At 74.9% G+C, this 17,678-nt stretch carries 13 protein-coding genes; 8 read left to right on the top strand and 5 right to left on the bottom strand.

Annotated elements, in window-relative coordinates; translation table 11 throughout:
• The first annotated feature begins 226 nt into the window (after positions 1-226).
• The 3 genes from ACFY00_RS11790 to ACFY00_RS11780 all read left to right on the top strand — a co-directional run bounded on the left by ACFY00_RS11790 (position 227) and on the right by ACFY00_RS11780 (position 3,378).
• On the top strand, positions 227-1,699 hold the full coding sequence (locus ACFY00_RS11790) for an endo-1,4-beta-xylanase (protein ID WP_388030023.1): 1,473 nt from the start codon (positions 227-229) through the stop codon (positions 1,697-1,699).
• A 241-nt stretch (positions 1,700-1,940) separates the two neighbouring features.
• Positions 1,941-2,816, top strand: coding sequence for a nucleotidyltransferase domain-containing protein (locus ACFY00_RS11785; protein ID WP_388030021.1), 876 nt, complete (start codon positions 1,941-1,943; stop codon positions 2,814-2,816).
• Positions 2,817-2,844: 28 nt separating this feature from the next.
• On the top strand, positions 2,845-3,378 hold the full coding sequence (locus tag ACFY00_RS11780; RefSeq protein ID WP_388030019.1) for a GNAT family N-acetyltransferase: 534 nt from the start codon (positions 2,845-2,847) through the stop codon (positions 3,376-3,378).
• A gap of 14 nt (positions 3,379-3,392) precedes the next feature.
• Here the strand turns inward: ACFY00_RS11780 and ACFY00_RS11775 are convergent, their stop codons facing one another.
• Both ACFY00_RS11775 and ACFY00_RS11770 read right to left on the bottom strand, forming a co-directional pair.
• A complete protein-coding gene (locus tag ACFY00_RS11775) occupies positions 3,393-4,181 on the bottom strand; it encodes an alpha/beta fold hydrolase (RefSeq protein WP_388030016.1) in 789 nt (262 codons plus the stop codon).
• Entirely contained in the window at positions 4,178-4,714 is a 537-nt protein-coding gene (locus ACFY00_RS11770; RefSeq protein ID WP_388030013.1) for a MarR family winged helix-turn-helix transcriptional regulator, read from the bottom strand. The genes ACFY00_RS11775 and ACFY00_RS11770 overlap by 4 nt, the downstream gene beginning before the upstream one ends.
• 131 nt (positions 4,715-4,845) lie before the next feature.
• Here ACFY00_RS11770 and ACFY00_RS11765 point away from each other — a divergent pair, with 131 nt between their 5' ends.
• From ACFY00_RS11765 to ACFY00_RS11755, 3 genes are all read left to right on the top strand, one after another.
• The gene (locus ACFY00_RS11765) at positions 4,846-5,661 is read left to right on the top strand and encodes an SDR family NAD(P)-dependent oxidoreductase (protein WP_388030010.1); all 816 of its coding nucleotides are present in this window, start codon (positions 4,846-4,848) and stop codon (positions 5,659-5,661) included.
• A 141-nt stretch (positions 5,662-5,802) separates the two neighbouring features.
• Positions 5,803-10,491 (top strand): tetratricopeptide repeat protein, encoded by a 4,689-nt coding sequence (locus tag ACFY00_RS11760; protein ID WP_388030008.1) that lies wholly within the window; start codon positions 5,803-5,805, stop codon positions 10,489-10,491.
• Complete coding sequence (locus ACFY00_RS11755) at positions 10,478-11,857, top strand: hypothetical protein (RefSeq protein ID WP_388030005.1); 1,380 nt, start codon at positions 10,478-10,480, stop codon at positions 11,855-11,857. Before ACFY00_RS11760 ends, ACFY00_RS11755 begins: the two co-directional genes overlap by 14 nt.
• Positions 11,858-11,925: 68 nt before the next feature.
• Here ACFY00_RS11755 and ACFY00_RS11750 read toward each other — a convergent pair whose 3' ends face one another.
• The 3 genes from ACFY00_RS11750 to ACFY00_RS11740 all read right to left on the bottom strand — a co-directional run bounded on the left by ACFY00_RS11750 (position 11,926) and on the right by ACFY00_RS11740 (position 14,151).
• Positions 11,926-12,528, bottom strand: coding sequence for a vitamin K epoxide reductase family protein (locus tag ACFY00_RS11750; protein WP_388030003.1), 603 nt, complete (start codon positions 12,526-12,528; stop codon positions 11,926-11,928).
• A gap of 4 nt (positions 12,529-12,532) precedes the next feature.
• Positions 12,533-13,369 carry a DsbA family protein gene (locus ACFY00_RS11745; protein ID WP_388030000.1) on the bottom strand — a complete coding sequence of 279 codons (837 nt, stop codon included), beginning with the start codon at positions 13,367-13,369 and terminating at the stop codon, positions 12,533-12,535.
• Positions 13,370-13,512: 143 nt separating this feature from the next.
• Complete coding sequence (locus tag ACFY00_RS11740; RefSeq protein WP_388029999.1) at positions 13,513-14,151, bottom strand: hypothetical protein; 639 nt, start codon at positions 14,149-14,151, stop codon at positions 13,513-13,515.
• 434 nt (positions 14,152-14,585) lie between these two features.
• Here ACFY00_RS11740 and ACFY00_RS11735 point away from each other — a divergent pair, with 434 nt between their 5' ends.
• Both ACFY00_RS11735 and ACFY00_RS11730 read left to right on the top strand, forming a co-directional pair.
• Positions 14,586-16,178: a hypothetical protein gene (locus tag ACFY00_RS11735; protein WP_388029997.1), complete on the top strand. Its 1,593-nt coding sequence runs from the start codon at positions 14,586-14,588 to the stop codon at positions 16,176-16,178.
• Positions 16,179-16,343: 165 nt separating this feature from the next.
• On the top strand, positions 16,344-17,624 hold the full coding sequence (locus ACFY00_RS11730; RefSeq protein WP_388029995.1) for a cytochrome P450: 1,281 nt from the start codon (positions 16,344-16,346) through the stop codon (positions 17,622-17,624).
• Positions 17,625-17,678 lie beyond the last annotated feature (54 nt).

Genomic DNA, 17,678 nt, shown 5'->3' with positions numbered 1-17,678 from the left:
GGGGGGGGGGGGGGGGGCGGCGGGGCCGGGGGGGGGGGGCCGCGGCCGCCGCGTCGTTTTCGGGGAACCGCCGCAGGTCGGGGCGGTGGGTGTCGAAGGACGGTCGAACGGGCGTCGAAAATTTCGGCGCCGGGCAGGTGGCGGGCCCCCTCCGGGCCTCCGTTGCCGGGCCCGCGCGCCCCGCCGTACGGTCCGTGCACCCCACCCACCCCCGGAAGGACGAACCATGGCTGCACAGTTGCGCGCAGCACGCCGACCCGGGCGCGCCCTCGCGGCGCTCGCCCTCGCCGCCGCCGGCGGACTGCTGGCCGCCGCCACCGTCGGCAGCGGCCCCGCCGGAGCGGCCGGCACCACCCTGCGCGACCTCGCCGAGGCCAAGGGCAGCTACTTCGGCACCGCCCTCACCCAGTCCAACCTGAGCAGCTCCACCATCACCGCCATCGCGGGCACCCAGTTCGACATGGTCACCCCCGGCAACGAGATGAAGTGGGACACCACCGAACCCTCCGCCGGGAACTTCAACTTCGGCCCCGGCGACCAGATCGTCTCCTTCGCCAAGGCCCACAGCATGCGGGTGCGCGGCCACACCCTGGTCTGGCACAGCCAGCTGCCCAACTGGGTCAGCAGCCTGCCCACCAACCAGGTGCAGGCCGCGATGGAGAAGCACATCACCACCGAGGCCACCCACTACAAGGGCCAGGTCTACTCCTGGGACGTCGTCAACGAGCCGTTCAACGAGGACGGCACGCTGCGCACCGACGCCTTCACCAACGCCATGGGCCCCGGCTACATCGCCGACGCGCTGCGCACCGCGCACGCCGCCGACCCGAACGCCAAGCTCTACCTGAACGACTACAACATCGAGGGCCTGGGCGCGAAGAGCGACGCCATGTACCAGCTGGTCTCCTCGCTCAAGCAGCAGGGCGTGCCGATCGACGGCGTCGGCTTCGAGAGCCACTTCATCGTCGGCCAGGTGCCCAGCAGCCTGAAGGCCAACATCCAGCGCTTCACCGCGCTCGGCGTGAACGTCGCCATCACCGAGCTGGACGACCGGATGCCCGTCCCGGCCAGTGCCGCCAACCTCGCCCAGCAGGCCACCGACTACGCCTACGTGGTCAACTCCTGCCTCGCGGTGAGCGGTTGCGTGGGCGTCTCGCAGTGGGGCGTCGGCGACCCGGACTCCTGGATCCCGGGCTTCTTCTCCGGCTACGGCGCGGCCACCATGTACGACGACAACTACCAGCCGAAGGCCGCGTACAACGCGACGGTGACGGCGCTCGGCGGCTCCGCCTCGCCGTCCCCGTCCGGCTCCACCTCGCCGTCGGGCTCGCCGTCCCCGTCGCCGTCCTCCTCCGCCTCGCCGTCGGTGCCGCCGACCGGCGCCGCCTGCAAGGTCAGCACCCAGGTCAGCGCCTGGAACACCGGCCTGACCGAGAACGTGACGATCACCAACACCGGCGGCAGCGCCGTGAACGGCTGGTCGCTGGCCTTCACGCTGCCCGGCGGGCAGACCGTCACCAACGCCTGGAACGCGACCGTCAGCCCGGCCACCGGGCAGGTCGCCGCGAGCAACCTGTCGTACAACGCGGCGATCCCGGCCGGGGGCTCCACCAGCTTCGGCTTCCAGGCCAACCACACCGGCAACGCGGCCGCCGCGAGCGGCTTCGCCCTCAACGGGGTGGCCTGCACGGCCGGTTGAGCCGGGGCCGGACGGGAGCGGGGCCGGGCACGACGGGGGCGGCCCCCGGGACCGTCCGGGTCCTAGCCGGGCACCTCGCGGGTGGTGGCCGGCAGCGCGGTGGGGGCGGTGCGGCGCCCCCACCGCGCGTTTTCGCGTTCCGGCGCCGGGCCCGTCCGGGTGTTGCGGTTGCTCGGGGGCGGCGGCCGTCCGGGGGAAAACGGCTGGCGGTAGAGGGGGCGGTGCGGCATCGTGGCGGGCGATGACTGAGCACGGTGGTGGAGCGACGGCCGCGGCGGGCGAGGGCGAGTTGGGGGAGGGAGAACTCGACCGGATCGCCGGGCGGTTGGCGCGGGTCGGCGGGATCGTCGGGGTCTGCCTCGGCGGCAGCCGGGCGCGCGGGGCGCACCGGCCCGGCTCCGATTACGACCTCGGCCTGTACTACCGCCCCGGCGAGCTCGACACCGGGGCCCTGCGGGAGTTGGCCGCCGAACTGTGCGGGCGGCCGGTCGAGGTCACCGAGCCCGGCGGCTGGGGCCCCTGGGTGGACGGCGGCGCCTGGCTGGACCTCGGCCCGGCCCGGGTCGACTGGCTGTACCGGGACGTGCGGCGGGTGCGCCACCACGCCGCCGAGGCCCGGGCGGGCCGCTACGTCACCGGCCAGCAGGCCGGGCATCCGTACGGCGTGCCCTCCTACGCCTACCCGGGCGAACTCGCGCTCGCCCGGGTCCTGGCCGACCCCGAGGGGGAGTTGACCGCGCTGCAGGCCGAAGTCGCCCCGTTCCCGCCCGCGCTGGCGCGGACGCTGGAGTCGGACGCGGCCTGGGAGGCGCCGTTCGCCCTGGTCAACGCGCGCAAGGGCGCCGCCCGGGGGGACGCCGGGTACGTCGCCGGGTGCCTGTTCCGGGCCGTCGGGCTGCTGGTGCACGTGCTGCACGCGCGGGCCGGGCAGTGGCTGGTCAACGAGAAGGGCGCGATCGCCTCGGCCGGTCGGCTGCCGTGCGCACCACCGGAGTTCGCCCGGCGCGCCCAGCGGCTCTTCGCCCCCGGCGGCACCGACCCGGCGAGCCTGGCCGCCGTCCTGGACGCGGCAGACGCGCTGGCCGCCGAGGTACTGGCCGGTGCGGCTCGGGGTTGAACGGCGTTCTACGAGAGAGGAATTCACCATGACGGTTGTCGAACTGACCACGTCCAGACTGCGGTTGCGCCAGTGGCGGGACGAAGACCTGGACCGGTGGGCGGAGTTGAACGCCGATCCGGAGGTGCGACGCTACTTCGGCACCCTGCTCGACCGGCAGCAGTCGGCCGCGTCCCTGGAGCACTTCCGGGCCGAGCTGGCGGAGCGCGGCTGGGGTTGGTGGGCGGTCGAACTCCGCTCCGAGCGGCGGTTCCTGGGCTTCGCCGGGCTCGACCCGGTGGACGCGGAGATGCCCTTCGACGGCGTCGAGGCCGGTTGGCGGCTGCACCGCGACGCCTGGGGCCACGGCTACGCCACCGAGGCCGGACGGGCCGTACTCACCTACGGTTTCCAGGAGTTGGGGCTGTCGGAGATCCTGGCGGTGATCGCCGAGGCGAACGAGCCCTCGCGGGCGGTGGCGCGGCGGCTGGGCATGGCGCACGACCCGGCGGAGGACTTCCTGGACCCGCAGGTGGAGTCCGGGCCGGGGCGGCGTGCGGTGGTGTACCGGCTGCGGGGCTGAGTGGGGGCGAGCGCTCAGCCCGGCTCCGGCAGGAGGTGCCGGTGGGCGCGGCGCAGCAGGGTGGCGAAGCGGTCCGGGTCGGTGAGGCTGAGCAGGTGGCCGCCGCGGGTGTGGAACAGCCGGGCGGGGGTGCCCGCGGCCCGGACGGCGGCCAGGAAACGGCGCTCGTCGGCGCGGAACGGCAGGTCGGAGCGGCCGTTCAGGAAGAGCGTGGGGGCGGTCAGCCGGGCGGCCAGGGCGAGGAAGTCGTGGCGGCGCAGCTCGGCGACGCCCTGGGTGAGCGCGGGCAGGTGGAAACCCCCGGCCAGCACCGCCTCGGCGGACTCCGGCGGCAGCATCCGGCGCATCGCCCGGGCCTGCAGCCGGGCCGAACGCTCGGGCCCCAGGCGGTCGTTCAGCCGCCCGACGGCGGCGTACAGGGCGGGCAGCGGGCCGCTGGTGCGGGCGGTGCAGCCGTGCAGCAGCAGCGCGGCCGCCTCCCCGGGGTGGCGGGCGGCGTGGGCGAGCGAGACGTACCCGCCCAGGGACAGGCCGACCAGCAGCGGGGGCCGTCCGGTGGCCTCGCGGGCCTCCCGGACGGCCCGGTGGACGGCGGCGACGGCCGCGTCCAGGGTGAACGGGTGCCCGGTGAGGGCGCCGTGACAGGGCAGGTCGGGGGTGCTGACCCGGAAGTCGGGGACGAGCCGGTGGACGTGCGGGCGCCACATCGTGGCGGACAGCCGGATGCCGTGCACCAGGACCAGCGGGGGAGCGGTGTCGGGCCCGGAGACCGTGAGCCCGGCGGCGGGGCGGCGGGTGCTCACGGGGCGTCCGCCGGCCGGGCGGCGGCGGACTCGGCGGCGGGCTCGGCCGGGGTCGCGTACTTCGCCGCGGCCGCCAGCATGTGCTCCTGGACGAGGCCCAACACGTCTGCGGCGCGGCCGAGTTGCTCCGGGGGCGTGGTGTCGAAGGCCTCGGCGAGCAGGTCGCAGCGGGCCGCCCGGATCCGGGCCAGCGCCCGGCGGCCCTCCTCGGTGATCGCGATCACGCCGGAGCGGCCGTCGGACGGGTCGGTGCGGCGGACGACCAGCGCGTCGGCGCGCAGGCGGCGCAACTGCAGCGAGGCCGTCGAGACGTCGATGCGCAGGCACTCGGCGAGGTCCGACACCCGCATCGGACCGGCCGCCGCGAAGTGCTCCAGCAGCCGCAGCGCGCTGGACGGCAGGTCGTACCCGGCGAGGCGGGCCACCTCGGCGCGGACGTGCTTGCTCTCGCTCCACCGGACCAGCGCGGACAGCGCCGTCTCCAGCCGCGCCAGCTCCGGGGCGGCGGACGGCGGGGTGGGGGTCGCGGTCACCCGCCCAGCGTACCGGGCCGGTCGGCCCGCGCCCGGCGGCCGGGCAACTCGCCTGTCGAGCAGGGCGGTTGCCCGCGCCAACGGGTAGATGCTTTGATGCATCAAAACACTCGGGGGTGTGGAGGGGAACCATGGCCGCAGCAGTGATCACCGGCGGGACGGACGGCATCGGCCGCGCCCTCGCCACCACCTACCTGGACCGCGGACACCACGTCCTGATCGTCGGCACCGACCCGGCCAAGGGCGCGGCGTTCCGGGCCGAGGCCCACCGGCGCGGCGCCGGGGAGCGCGCCCACTTCCTGGCCGCCGACCTCAGCCTGGTCGCCGAGAACCGCCGCCTGATCGACCACGTCGCCACCCACCACCCGGCCGTGGACCTCCTCGTCCTCGGCGCCCGCTACCACCGCTCCACCCGGGCCGAGACCGCCGACGGCCTGGAGAGCAACTTCGCCCTCTTCTACCTCAGCCGCCACCTGCTCTCCCACGGCCTGCTGCCCCAACTCCGGCGCGCCGAACGCCCCGTGGTCCTCAACTTCGGCGCCGTCGGCCAGGGAGGCCCCGTCCGCTGGGACGACCTCCAGCTGCGCCGCGACTACCCCGGCACCGGCGCCCTCGGCCACGGCGGAGCCCTCTGCGACCTGCTCGCCGCCCACCTCGCCCACCTGCACCCCGACGTCCACCAGGTCGTCAACCACCCCGGCGTCACCGCCACCGGCTTCGCGGGCGAGTACGACCCCGCCACCGCCGCCCACGTCGACCGGCTGCGCGTCCACGGCAAACCCGTCAGCACGGCCGTCGCCCAGATCCTCCCGCACCTCGACGCCCCCGGCCCCGGCCTCACCGCCGTCCTAGAGGGCCGCCGCGTCCGCACCGACACCCCCGCCTTCGACCTGGTCGCCGCCCGCCGCCTGCACGCCGTCACCGAGCAGCTCCTCGCCGCACTGTGAACCGGGGCCGCCCGCGCCGGCCCCCGGGCGAAATGCCGCGAGTTCGACACTCCGGGCAGCGCGGCGGTCGATACTGACGGGGCGTCACGCAGATCGGTGGCGCCCGTGCGGACGTCGGTACTGCCGCGAAGGGACCTGGACGTGATCGAGGGGCGATATGTCGGGATCGGGGTCGGCGACTACACCGGAGGAGCCCACCGGAACCTGGCCCACGCCGCGGACGACGCGGTGGCGCTCCGGGAGGTGCTCGGCGACTCCCTCGTCGGGGAGCCGCTGGTCAATCCCGACGAGTCGGAGCTGAGGGCCTTCCTCAAGTCGCTCAAGCGCTCCATGCCCGAGGGCGGCCCCCTGATCGTGCTGTGGTCCGGTCACGGGTTCCTCGCGCCCGGCGGCCTGCGGCTCCCGGCGACGGACAGCGGCGCGGACCCGGACGACGGCTTCGCGGTCGCCGACGTGGTCACCCCCTGCGCCCTGTCGGGGGCGAACCAACTGCTGTTCGTCTTCGACACCTGCTTCGCCGGTGAGGCGGTCGCCTCGGGCGACCTCGCCACGCAGATCCTCCGGGAGACGGAGCCGGCCAAGGACGTGTGGGTGGGAGTGATCGGCTCCTGCCTGTCCGTGGAGACGGCGCGCGACGGGCTCTTCGGGCAACGGCTGCGGAAGATCGTCGGACACGGTCCGGACACGCCGGAGTTGCGGGTGCGCTGGTCCCCGCACAACAGGTACGTCCGCGGGGACGACCTCTGTGACGCCCTGCTGAAGGAGTGGGGGAGCAGCGTCCAGTCGCCGGACTACCAGAGCCGGGGCAACGCCTGGTGGATGATCCCCAACCCCCTGTACCGGCCCGGAGCGCCGGAGCGCGTGGTCGAACACCTGCTCCGGGCCGCGCGCGGCGGCGCGCCGTTGGACGAGCGGTCGTGGTTCACCGGGCGCACCCGGGAGGTGGACCAGGTCGTCGCCTGGGTGCACCGCAGGAGCCCGGGTCTGCACGTCGTCACCGGATCGGCGGGAACCGGGAAGTCGGCGATCGTGGGACGGGTCGTCAGCCTGGCGAACCCGGAGGAGAGGCGACGGCTGCTCGCCGAGGGACGCGCCCGGGAGCACGCCCTGCCGGAGGAGCGCTCCGTCCACGCGCACGTGCACGCCCGCGGTCTGACGGCCGACCTGGCCGCCCACCTCCTGGGGGAGCAGTTGGTGCAACGGCGGGTGCTGCGGCCCCAGGAGATGCGGCGCAACGCGAGCGAACTGGTGGGACAGGTGCAGCGCGCGGTCGAGGACGGGGCCCCGCCCCCCGTCGTGGTGGTCGACGGGCTGGACGAGGCGCGCGGGGAGGCGTTCTCGATCGCCGAGGACCTGCTGACCCGCCTGGCCAAGCACGCCGTGGTGATCGTGTCCACCCGGGAACGGCGGCGCGACGACGGACAGCCCTCACTCGTGGAGACCCTGGCGCCCGAAGGCGCGGACGTGGACCTCGACGATCCCGCCGTCCAACAGCGGGGCCGGTCGGACCTGGCCGACTACGTCCGGCTCCGCCTCGGCGGGGTCGACCCGCGGATGAACGCCGAAGCCGTCGCCGCCCACGTCTCCGGGCAGGCCTCCGACAGTACGCGGCACCCCTTCCTCCTCGCCCGACTGATCGCGGACCAGCTCAGCGCGGCCCCGGTGGACACGTCGGTGCCGGGATGGGAGAACCTGGTCAGCCGCTCGATCGAGGGGGCCCTCGACACCGACCTGAACGACATCGCTCCGGCACCGCACCGACAGGGGGCACGGCAACCGGCGCCGGCCGAACTCGCCAGGGCGGTCCTGCAGGCCCTGACCTGGAGCTACGGTGCCGGGCTGCCGGAAGGGGAGTGGCTGTGCGTCGCCAACGCGGCGCCACCGGAGGGCATCGAGATCACGCGGGAGGACATCACGTGGGTCCTGGAGCAACTCGGCCGGCACGTCGTCCAGGACGGCGAGGCCGGTGCCGCGGTGTACCGGATGGCCCACCAGAGCCTCGCCGACCACCTGCGGCCGCCCCACCGCGGCTCGCCCGAGCAGCCATTCGACCCGACCGCCCCGGCGGTCGCCCGAGCGTTGACCGACCGGTACCGCGCCCTGCTCGACGGCGGAATCCCGGCGGAGGAGGCGGGGTACCTGTGGCGCTACGCGTGGAGGCACGCGGCGGATGCCGGTCTGCCCGGTCTGGAACTGTTGGGATCCCTGGCGGGGAGCGCCTCGGCCCTGCGCCCGGACGTCGCCATGGCGTCGCTTCTCATCGCCAACCAGTTCAGTCATTGGGGCTTGCGGGTGGAGGCGGTGCCGCTCACTGAGGAGGCTGTACGTCTCTACCGGGAGTTGGCCGAGCAGAACCCGGCCCTCCTCCCTGACCTCGCCGGTTCGCTCACCTACCTTGGCGTCCGTTACGGCGAGGTGGGCTTGCGGGTGGAGGCGGTGCCGTTCGCCGAGGAGGCTGTTCGGCTCTACCGTGAGTTGGTCGAGCAGAATCCGGCCTACGTTCCCAGCCTAGCCGGTTCGCTCACCCACCTCGGAGTCCGCTACGGCGAGGTGGGACGGCGGGTGGAGGCGGTGCCGTTCGCCGAGGAGGCCGTCCGCCTCTACCGCGAGTTGGTCGAGCAGAGCCCGGCCTACGTTCCCAACCTCGCCGGTTCGCTCACCAATCTCGGTGCTTGTTACGGCGAGGTGGGGTGGTGGGCGGAGGCGGTGCCGCTCGCCGAGGAGTCCGTCCGCCTGCGCCGTGAATTGGCCGAGCGGAACCCGGCCTTCCTTCCTGACCTCGCCAGCGCGCTCAACAACCTCGGCGTCCGCTACGGCGAGGTGGGACGGCGGGCGGAGGCGGTACCCCCCATCGAGGAAGCCGTCCGCCTGCGCCGTGAATTGGCCGAGCGGAACCCGGCCTTCCTCCCTGAGCTCGCCAGCGCGCTCAACAACCTCGGTGCCTGTTACAGCGTGGTGGGGCGGTGGGCGGAGGCGATGCCCTCCGCCGAGGAAGCCACCCGTCTCTACCGCGAGTTGGCCGAGCGGAACCCGGCCTACGTTCCCAGCCTCGCCGGTTCGCTCACCAACCTCGGTGCTTGTTACGGCGAGGTGGGGTGGTGGGCGGAGGCGGTACCCCCTGCGGAGGAAGCCACCCGTCTCTACCGTGAGTTGGCCGAGCGGAACCCGGCCTACGTTCCCAGCCTCGCCGGTTCGCTCACCAATCTCGGTGCCTGTTACGGCGAGGTGGGGCGGTGGGCGGAGGCGGTGTCGCTCGCCGAGGAGTCCGTCCGCCTGCGCCGTGAGTTGGCCGAGCGGAACCCGGCCTTCCTTCCTGACCTCGCCGGTTCGCTCAACAACCTCGGCGTCCGCTACGGCGAGGTGGGGCGGTGGGCGGAGGCGGTGCCGCTCACTGAGGAGGCCGTCCGTCTCTACCGGGAGTTGGCCGAGCGGAACCCGGCCTTCCTTCCTGACCTCGCCGGTTCGCTCAACAACCTCGGCGTCCGCTACGGCGAGGTGGGGCGGCGGGCGGAGGCGGTGCCGCTCACTGAGGAAGCCGTCCGTCTCTACCGGGAGTTGGCCGAGCAGAACCCGACTCTCCTTCCTGACCTCGCCGGTTCGCTCAACAACCTCGGCCTCCGCTACGGCGTGGTGGGGCGGTGGGCGGAAGCGGTGCCCTCCGCCGAGGAAGCCGTCCGTCTCTACCGTGAGTTGGCCGAGCAGAACCCGACCCTCCTCCCTGACCTCGCCGGCTCGCTCACCAACCTCGGCGCCTGCTACGGCGAGGTGGGGCGGAAAGTGGAACCGGTGTGGGAAGAGGTACTCCGAGGGCTGGACCCCCGAGCCGTGGCGTACCTGCTGTTGGCCCGAGCGTCGGCAGCCGAGCCCGGGGACGCCGATGCGGCGACCTGGCTCGCCACGGCCTCGGCGGCCGCACCGGACGACCCGGCGCTCACCGCCGCCCTGCGCGAGGCGGGCCGTCGGCACCGTGCCGCCGCCCCCGGAGGTTTCGACGAAGCCTGGTCCCGCCGCACGGGAGCAGAGCCACCTGGGTGGCTCTTCCTGGACGTCGCCCTGCTGGAGTCGGCGCAAGCCTGGGTGTCGACCGAGACGTACGAGGCAGAACGCGACCACCTCGCGGCGCACCCCGAACTCCTCGGGCCGGACGCCGACGTCGCCGTGGACGAAGCGCTGCTCGCCGTCGGGGACGAGGAGGGGGAGCGGTACCGGCAGTTGCGTGAGGCCGCCAAGGAGGAGGGCGTGGCGCGGGCGTACCGTCCGCTCCTGCTCTCGGTCCTGGCCCTGGAGTTCGCGGACTCGGACCCGGCCGCTCAACGCAGGCTCCTCGGCGAGCGCGGCGAGGACCTCGCGGACGACACCGTACTGGCCACCCTCGCCCAACTCGCCGTCGACGCCGCCCCGGAGCCGGCTCCCGGTCCCGTCCGCGCGCGGAGCCTCATCGAGCTGGCCGGGCTCGGCGAGCACGAGGCGGCCCTCGCGGCGCTGGAAGACCCGTCCCACTTCCCGGAGTTGTTGCAGGCCCTTGCGCGGCGCCCGGCCGTGCGCGCGCTGGAACCGGCCGCCCGCCTCGCGCTCACGGCCGCCACGGATCCGGACGCCGAGGCCACGGCCACCTTCTACCTGGCCGTCGCCGCAGCCGCGCGGGGCGAGCGCGAAGAGGCCGGCCGGTTGCTCGGTTCGGCGCACCGGCTCCGGCCGGACGCGGCAGCGGGGTGGATCGCCGAGCTCGTCGACATCGCCGGCCGCCACCCGGCCGTGCTCCCGCTCATCACCCAGCTCGCCGGCAAGCCCCGGACCGATGCCTCGGAGGCCCCCGATGCCCACCACTGACCTGGTCGTCGTGCTGCCCGGAATCATGGGCAGCACGCTGCGGAACGCCGACGGACTCGTCTGGGCCCCGTCCGCCGGATCCGTCCTGCGGGCCGTCAAGACCTTCGGCCGGTCCGTCACCCGCCTCCGGCTCCCGGAGGGGATCGGCGACGAGCACCCGGACGACGGCGTGCGCCCCGTGGCCCTGATGCCGGACCTGCACGCGCTCCCGGGCCTGTGGACCCCGGTGAAGGGGTACGACCTGCTCCTGAAGCGGCTGCGCTCCCTCGGCTACCGCGAGGACTCCGGCGACCCCGACGCCCCGCCCGGGAACCTCCTGCCCTTCCCCTACGACTGGCGCCTGTCCAACCGCTGGAACGCCCGCCGCCTGGCCACCGTGGTGGAGCCCGCGCTGGAGCGCTGGCGGGCCCAGGGAGGCCGGTACGCCGACGCCGAGGTGGTGTTCGTCTGCCACTCCATGGGCGGCCTGGTGGCCCGGTGGTACGTCGAACGGTGCGGCGGTGCCGAGATCACGCGCAAGGTCGTCACCATGGGCACCCCGTACCGCGGCGCCGCCAGGGCCCTCGAGCAGCTCGTCAACGGCGTCCACCAGGGCATCGGCCCGCTGTCCCTGAACCTCACCGCCTTCGCGCGCAGCCTGCCCTCCCTCCACCAACTGCTGCCCGAGTACGCCTGCGTCGAGCACCGGGGCGACCTCGCGAAGATCACCGAGATCGACGTGCCCGACCTGGACGGGGGACGGGCGGCGGACGCCCTGCGCTTCCACACCGACCTGCGCGACGCCGAGGCGGCCCGGCCCGCCAGCCTGGCCGCGACCCACGCGATCGTCGGGATGCAGCAGTCCACCCCCACCACCGTGCGGCTCGCCGACGGCCGCGTCGTGCCCCTCGACGGCTACCGGGACCAGGACCTGTTCGGCGACTCCACCGTGCCCCTGGTGGGCGCCTGCCGCAGCGACGTGCCCATGGACAGCAACACCCTCCGCCGCATCCCCGACAAGCACGGGAACCTCCAGCGCAATGCGGCCGCCCTCGACGAGCTCGAAGGCGTCCTCACCGCCACCGACATCGCCGTCCGCGCCCCGAAGACCGTCCACCTGCGGGTGGACGCCCCCGAGTTGCTCACGGCCGGACAGGACCTGACCGTGCGGATCACCGCCCTCGACGACCGGAGGCACACCGTACGACTCACCGTCACGGACGAGGCGGGACACCTGACGGAAGCCCGGGTCGTCGCGGTGGGGCGGGGCACCGGCGCCGTCGTCATCGACGGCCTCCCGCCGGGCGCCTACGCGGTCGACGTCGCAGGAGCCGCCCCCCACTCGCCGATCGCCTCCGTGAGCAGTGACGTGCTCGTCTGGGAGTGAGGACGGCCCGCGCTCGCCGACGGCCCCCAGCTGCGGAAGCGCAGGTGGGGGCCGTCGTGCCGGCCGGGTCAGAGCAGGGTGGACCAGTAGTACCAGAAGCGGTTGAGGATCAGCAGGGCGATCACCAGGTAGGCGCCGACCGGGACGAGCCACTGGAAGCGCAGCGCGGCGAGGCGGCGGAGGGCGGGCGGGGCGGGGAGGGTGCCGGTGCGGAGGTTGTGGACGGTGGTGTACCAGAAGGCGGTGACGACCACGGCCCAGACGACCATGCAGTAGGGGCAGAGGGCGCCGATCTCGTACAGGGCCTGGTCGATCAGCCAGGCGACGAAGCCGAGGCCGAGCAGGGTGCCCGCCTGGAGGGAGAGCCAGAACCAGCGGCGGTACGCGGCGCCCGCGAGCAGGCCCGCGCCGACGGCGGCGAGGGCGGCGAACGCGGCCAGGCCGATCAGCGGGTTGGGGAAGCCGAAGGCCTCGGCCTGGGCGGTGCGCATGATCGAGCCGCAGCTGATGACCGGGTTGATGTTGCAGCTGGGCCGGTAGGCCGGGTTCTCCAGCAGCTTGAGCTTGTCGAGGGTGAGGACGGCGGAGGCGGCCAGGCCGATCAGGCCGGTGACCAGCAGGAGCCAGGCGTAGCCGCGGGAGGCGGGGACGGGGGTGCGGGCGGGGGTCACCGGGTCACCCGCCGACGGTCTGCCGGACCAGGGCGGTGAACTGCTCGCCGCTGAGCGGCTTGCCGTCCTGCCCGATCACGGAGAGGGTCTTGCCGTCCAGCTCGACCGTCGGGGTGCCGGAGACGCCGCTCCTGTTGAACGCGGTGGAGACCTTCGCGGCCCAGCCCTTGTAGGTGCCCTCGGTGACGGCCTTGGTGAACGCGTCGGTCTTCAGGCCGGGCACCTGGCCGGCCAGGTCGAGCAGGTGGTTGACGTCGCCGAAGCCGTCCTCGCTCTCGGCGGGCTGGTTGGCGTACAGGACGTCGTGGAAGGCCTTGAACTTGTCGACGCCCTCGTTTAGCGCCGCGCCCGCCGCGGCCAGCGCCGTCCGGGAGCCCTTGCCGCCCAGGTTGTTGTCCAGGAACGTGGCCAGGTGGTACTCGATCTTGTAGTCGCCCTGGTCGGCGAGCTGCTGGACGCTCTTCCCGGCCGAGGTCTCGAAGGCCCGGCAGACCGGGCAGCGGAAGTCCTCGTACACCGACAGGGTGTGCGGGGCGTCGGCCTTGCCGTACACGACGACGGTGTCGTCGGCGGTGGAGACGTGGGCGGGTGCGACGGCCGACGCGGCGGAGCCGTCGTCCTCCGAGCCGGTGGAGACCGCGAGGGCGGTGCCGCCCGCGACCACGGCCACGGCGGCGGCGATCGACACGCCGACGGTCAGGCCGCGGCGGCGCTTGGCGGCCCGGGCCTCGGCCTGCTGGGCCTGCTTGAGGCGCTCGCGGGCGGTGGTGTTCCGGTGCGGGTCCTGGTTCTTCGGGGTGCGGTTCTTCGGGTTCTTCGGGTTCTTCGGGGTGCTGGTCATGGTGTCCGTCGTCTCCTCGGCACCGCGCGGCGGCGCCCGTCGCGGCCCGTACGGGGACGGGGGCGCGGCGCGGCCGGGTGCTGGTCGGGAAGGGGGAGGGGCGCGCGGGCGCCCGGGACGGAACGCGTCCGGGTGACGGTCCGTCAGCTGGCGAGGGCCAGCCGCGGGGGACCGCGACGCGGAGCGGGGGAGAGCAGGAGGACCTGCGGACGGCGGGCCGCGGGTTCGGTGCCCGGGGACGGCAGCAGCGCGGCCGGGCAGCCCGGACGCGCGGCCAGCAGCAGGGCGCGCCACGGGGCGGGCAGCAGGCGGGCCAGGGCGGCCAGCGCCTCGGTGACACCGGTGACCGCCGCGTCCGCGAGCCGCAGCCAGGCCGCGGCGGCCAGCGCCAGCGCCAGGTGCACGGCCAGCACCAGCAGGCGCAGCAGTCCCGCCGAGCCGTGCGTCCACTGCGCGAACAGCTCCGAGCCGCTCACCGAGTCGCCGCCGCAGACCAGCAGGTCCACGCTCCGGGCGGGCCGCGCACAGGCGTCCTGGCCGAGGTTGAACGCGGTGTTCAGCAGCAGCTCCACCGGCACCAGCACGGAGGACAGCAGCAGGAAGCGGTGGCGCGCCCCGTCGAGGAGCACCGCCAGCAGGAAGACCGCGGCGCTCGCCGCCGCGACCAGGGTCAGCGGCAGGGCGCGCCCGGTGATCGCCACCTGGCCGAACGCGGCCAGCGGCACGGCGAGCGCGGTGAACACCGCGCCCCGCAGGGCCTTGGTCGCGTGGAAGCCGGTCATGGTGAAGGAGTATGGCACGCCGAAGGCCCCCGGGACGAGGGTCCGAACGTCCCCGCCATGACCGCCCGAACGGTGAATAAGCCCTGCATAAAGGGGGTGCGGGGCGGGTGGGACACGGGCGGCGCGGGGTGCGGGCCCCCGGCGGGCGCGGCGTATTCCGCCGGGCGGCGGCGGGACGCTGAGAGATCTCTCACCCGCGGCGCCGCGGTCCCGGTGCGGGCGGCGCGGTCCCGGCGAGGACGGGGCGGGGCGGGAGCCACTCCACCGCCTACCGGTGGTCCGCCGCGTTCTTCGCCGTCGGCCCGGTCGTCACCCTCCCGCTCCACCGCCCCGGCCCGTCCGCGCCGCACAGCGGCGAAGCGCCTGCGGTGCACCTGCGGGCGGTGCCCGGTGACCGGTGTCCGTGACCGGCCGGGGCGTGACAGCATGGCGCGGTGAGTGAGCCGGAAGAGGCAGGCGCCGACCTGCTGCGTGGCGTGGTGGCCAACCCCCGGGCCGGGACGGCCGTGCTGCGGAGGCTGCTGGTCCCCGCGGGGCGACCCGCCTGGCAGGGGTTCGGGCTGCGGCCGCTGCCCGCGGACTTCGTCGAGCTGGCGCTGGACTGCCCGGAGCGGGGCGTGCGCAGCGGGGTGGCGCGCAACCCCTGGCTGGCGGACGAGCACTGCCTGCGGCTGGCCCGCGACCCCGTGGACCTGGTGGCGCTCCAGGTGGTGGGCGGCCGCAGAGCCCGGCTGCGCCCGCGGCCGCTGCCCGACGAGGCGGTCGAGCTGGTGCTGCTCGGGACCTTCCCGCGCGAGACGCACCTGCTCACTCAGAACGAGATCCTCGGCGAGATGCACGGGGTCGGCATGATCAGGAACGCCTTCCGCCGCCGGATGGCCGACCACCCCGAACCCGAACTGCGTCTCCAGGCGTGCCCGTTCATCGGCGCACTGCCACCGGGGCAGCGGGCCGCGCTGCTCGCCGACCCCGACCCCCGGGTCCGGGCCGCGGCCGAACGCGCGACCGGGCCGCGGCACGTGACGCCGCAGGAGTGGGGGCGGATCACCTCGGAACGGGAGCGCTCCTACCTCTACCAGGGCAGTGCCCTGCCGCTCGAGGTGATCGCCGACGCGCTCGCCGAGCGCCGGAGCCTCCCCGCGCTCGCCGGCAACCCGCACCTGCCGCCGGAGGCCGTGCGCACCCTCGCCGCCGACCCGGACCCGGCCATCCGATCGAGGATCGCCCGACACCCCGCGCTCGCCCCCGAGTCGATGGCGCAGCTCGCCGCCGACCCCGACCGCGAGGTGCGCCACCGGCTGGCCGGACACCCCGGCCTCACCCCCGACCTGATCGACCTCCTCGCCGCGGACCCCGATCCCGAGGTCGCCGCCCGGGCCGCCGCCGACCCCGCGCCGCGCGACCCCGCCCGCGGGCGGGTGCTGGACGAGACCTCGCCCCGGGAGAGCCCGTACGGGTACCGCAGGGCCGACTTCGGGGACCTCGACGAACCCCTCGACGTCCCCGACCCGGCCTGGTACCTGGCCAGCGCCACCTCGCCGCTGCCGCTGCTGCGCCGCGCCGCCGCGACCTGCCCCCACCTGGACGGGCCGACGGTCCACCGGCTCGCCGCGGACGAGGACGAGCAGGTGCGCGACCTACTGGCCCTGCACCACCTCGACGCGCCGCCCGCGCTGCTGCTGGACGCCTACCTGCGCCACCCCGCGCACCGGGAGCGCCTGCGGGCGCGCCCCGCCTTCCCGCGGGCCGGGCTGCCCGCCGGACTCGCCCGCCACCCGGACCGGCAGGTGCGCGAACTGGCCGCCGGGGACCCGGAGTTCGACGGTGACCTGGAGGCGCTGCTGGCCGACCCGGAGCGGGCCGTCCGGCTGGCGGCCGCCGCGAACCCGCGGCTGGGGGCGGAGCGGGTCGCCGAGCTGCTCGCCGACCCGGAACTGCGCGAAGGGGCCGCCGCCAACCCGCAGTTGGGCGAGGAGCGGCTGCACGAGCTGCTGGACGGGGTGCTGGGGGAGCGGCGGTCGGGGTGAACGGGGGAGCGCCGGGGCCCGGACCCGGGGCCCGGACGTGCGCGGGTGCGCGGGGTGCGCCCCGCGGGCTCCCGGCAGGGGCCGGGACGCGGGCGGCGGCGGTCTGACCCGGCGTTAGGGTGGTCGGTGTCCGTACCGCTCGACCCCGCACGGCAGGAGACCGCCTTGGCCACGGCCGCGACCAGTGTCCTTCCCGAACTCGATGCCGAGGCGCTCGCCCGTTGGCGGGCCGGAGGCGGGCGGGTGATCGAACTGATGTCCATGGCGCGGGAGTTGGGGCCGGTCGCCGGGTTCAGGATCGGGGAGCGGAAGGTCGTCCTGGTCACCGGGGCGGCACAGGTGCAGCAGGTGCTGGCCAAGCAGCCGGACGACTACGTCAAGCGCGGGCACCGGGTCAAGCCGCTGCTCGGGGACGGGCTGCTGTGCGCCGCGGGCGAGCCGTGGCGGCGCCAACGCAAGCTGCTGCAGCCGCAGTTCACCGTCCGGGGGATCCGGGCGTACGAGCCGCAGATCCGGGCCGGGGTGGCCGCCGCCGCCGCGCGCTGGCAGGAGGCGGCGCGCAGCGGGGAGGTCCGGGAGATCGACGCCGACCTGCGGTACTTCTCGCTGGACGTGATCTGGCGCTCGCTCACCGCGCACCCGCTCGACCAGGAGACCCACCGGCGGCTGGTCGCCGCCAGCGAGGGCTTCGCCGCGATCCCCGCGTTCGCGCCCGCCACCGGTGACACCACCCTCGACTTCACGGAGGCCAACGAGCAGGTCGACCGGGTCGCCGAGCGCGCCATCGCCCTCGCCGGGGAGGCCGAGGAGCCCGGACTGGTGCAGGTGCTGCTCCGGGCGGCCGCCGAACTGCCGGACCACACCGAGCGGTTGGTGCGCGACGAGCTGATGACGCTGGTGGTGGCCGGGTACGAGACCACCGCCACCGCGCTCAGCTGGCTGTTCCTGCTGCTCGACGCCCACCCCGAGCAGCGGACCTGGGCCCTGGCCGCCGGACCGGCCGGGTCCGCCGAGCGGACGGCCGCGATCCGGGCCCTGGTCGACGAGACGCTGCGGCTGTACCCCGTCGCCTGGCTGATGCCCCGGTACGCCGCCGAGGACGGGGAGTTGGACGGCCTCCCGATCGAGGCCGGGACGACCGTGCTGCTCTCCCCCTACCTGACGCACCGCGACCCGCAGCTGTGGCCGGAGCCGGAGGAGTTCCGCCCGCAGCGCTTCCTGGACGCCGAGCGGCGGCCCGCCCCCGGCGCGTACTTCCCGTTCGGCCTCGGGCCGCGGGCCTGCCTGGGGGCGCAGTTCGCCGTCCGCGAGATGGTGCTGCTGCTGGAGGAACTGCTGCCCGCGTACCGGGCGGAGATCACCGAGGCCCCGGCGGAGACCGCGTACCGGCTCACCGTGCACCCCGACGGGCCGGTCCGGGCCGTGCTGCACGCCGAGGGGGAGTAGGAGGGGCAGGGGCGGAAAACGGTTTGTCAGGCTGGCTGACGAACTGTCAGGATC

The sequence above is a fragment of the Kitasatospora sp. NPDC001540 genome, assembly GCF_042894345.1.
Lineage (GTDB): Bacteria > Actinomycetota > Actinomycetes > Streptomycetales > Streptomycetaceae > Kitasatospora > Kitasatospora phosalacinea_C.
This window is presented reverse-complemented; position numbering and strand designations above follow the sequence as displayed.

Excerpts from the sequence above, each read along its gene's own strand:
- ACFY00_RS11790 (WP_388030023.1), top strand. The coding sequence starts at position 227 with ATGGCTGCACAGTTGCGCGCAGCACGCCGACCCGGGCGCGCCCTCGCG.
- ACFY00_RS11785 (WP_388030021.1), top strand. The coding sequence starts at position 1,941 with ATGACTGAGCACGGTGGTGGAGCGACGGCCGCGGCGGGCGAGGGCGAG.
- ACFY00_RS11780 (WP_388030019.1), top strand. The coding sequence starts at position 2,845 with ATGACGGTTGTCGAACTGACCACGTCCAGACTGCGGTTGCGCCAGTGG.
- ACFY00_RS11765 (WP_388030010.1), top strand. The coding sequence starts at position 4,846 with ATGGCCGCAGCAGTGATCACCGGCGGGACGGACGGCATCGGCCGCGCC.
- ACFY00_RS11755 (WP_388030005.1), top strand. The coding sequence starts at position 10,478 with ATGCCCACCACTGACCTGGTCGTCGTGCTGCCCGGAATCATGGGCAGC.
- ACFY00_RS11745 (WP_388030000.1), bottom strand. The coding sequence starts at position 13,369 with ATGACCAGCACCCCGAAGAACCCGAAGAACCCGAAGAACCGCACCCCG.
- ACFY00_RS11740 (WP_388029999.1), bottom strand. The coding sequence starts at position 14,151 with ATGACCGGCTTCCACGCGACCAAGGCCCTGCGGGGCGCGGTGTTCACC.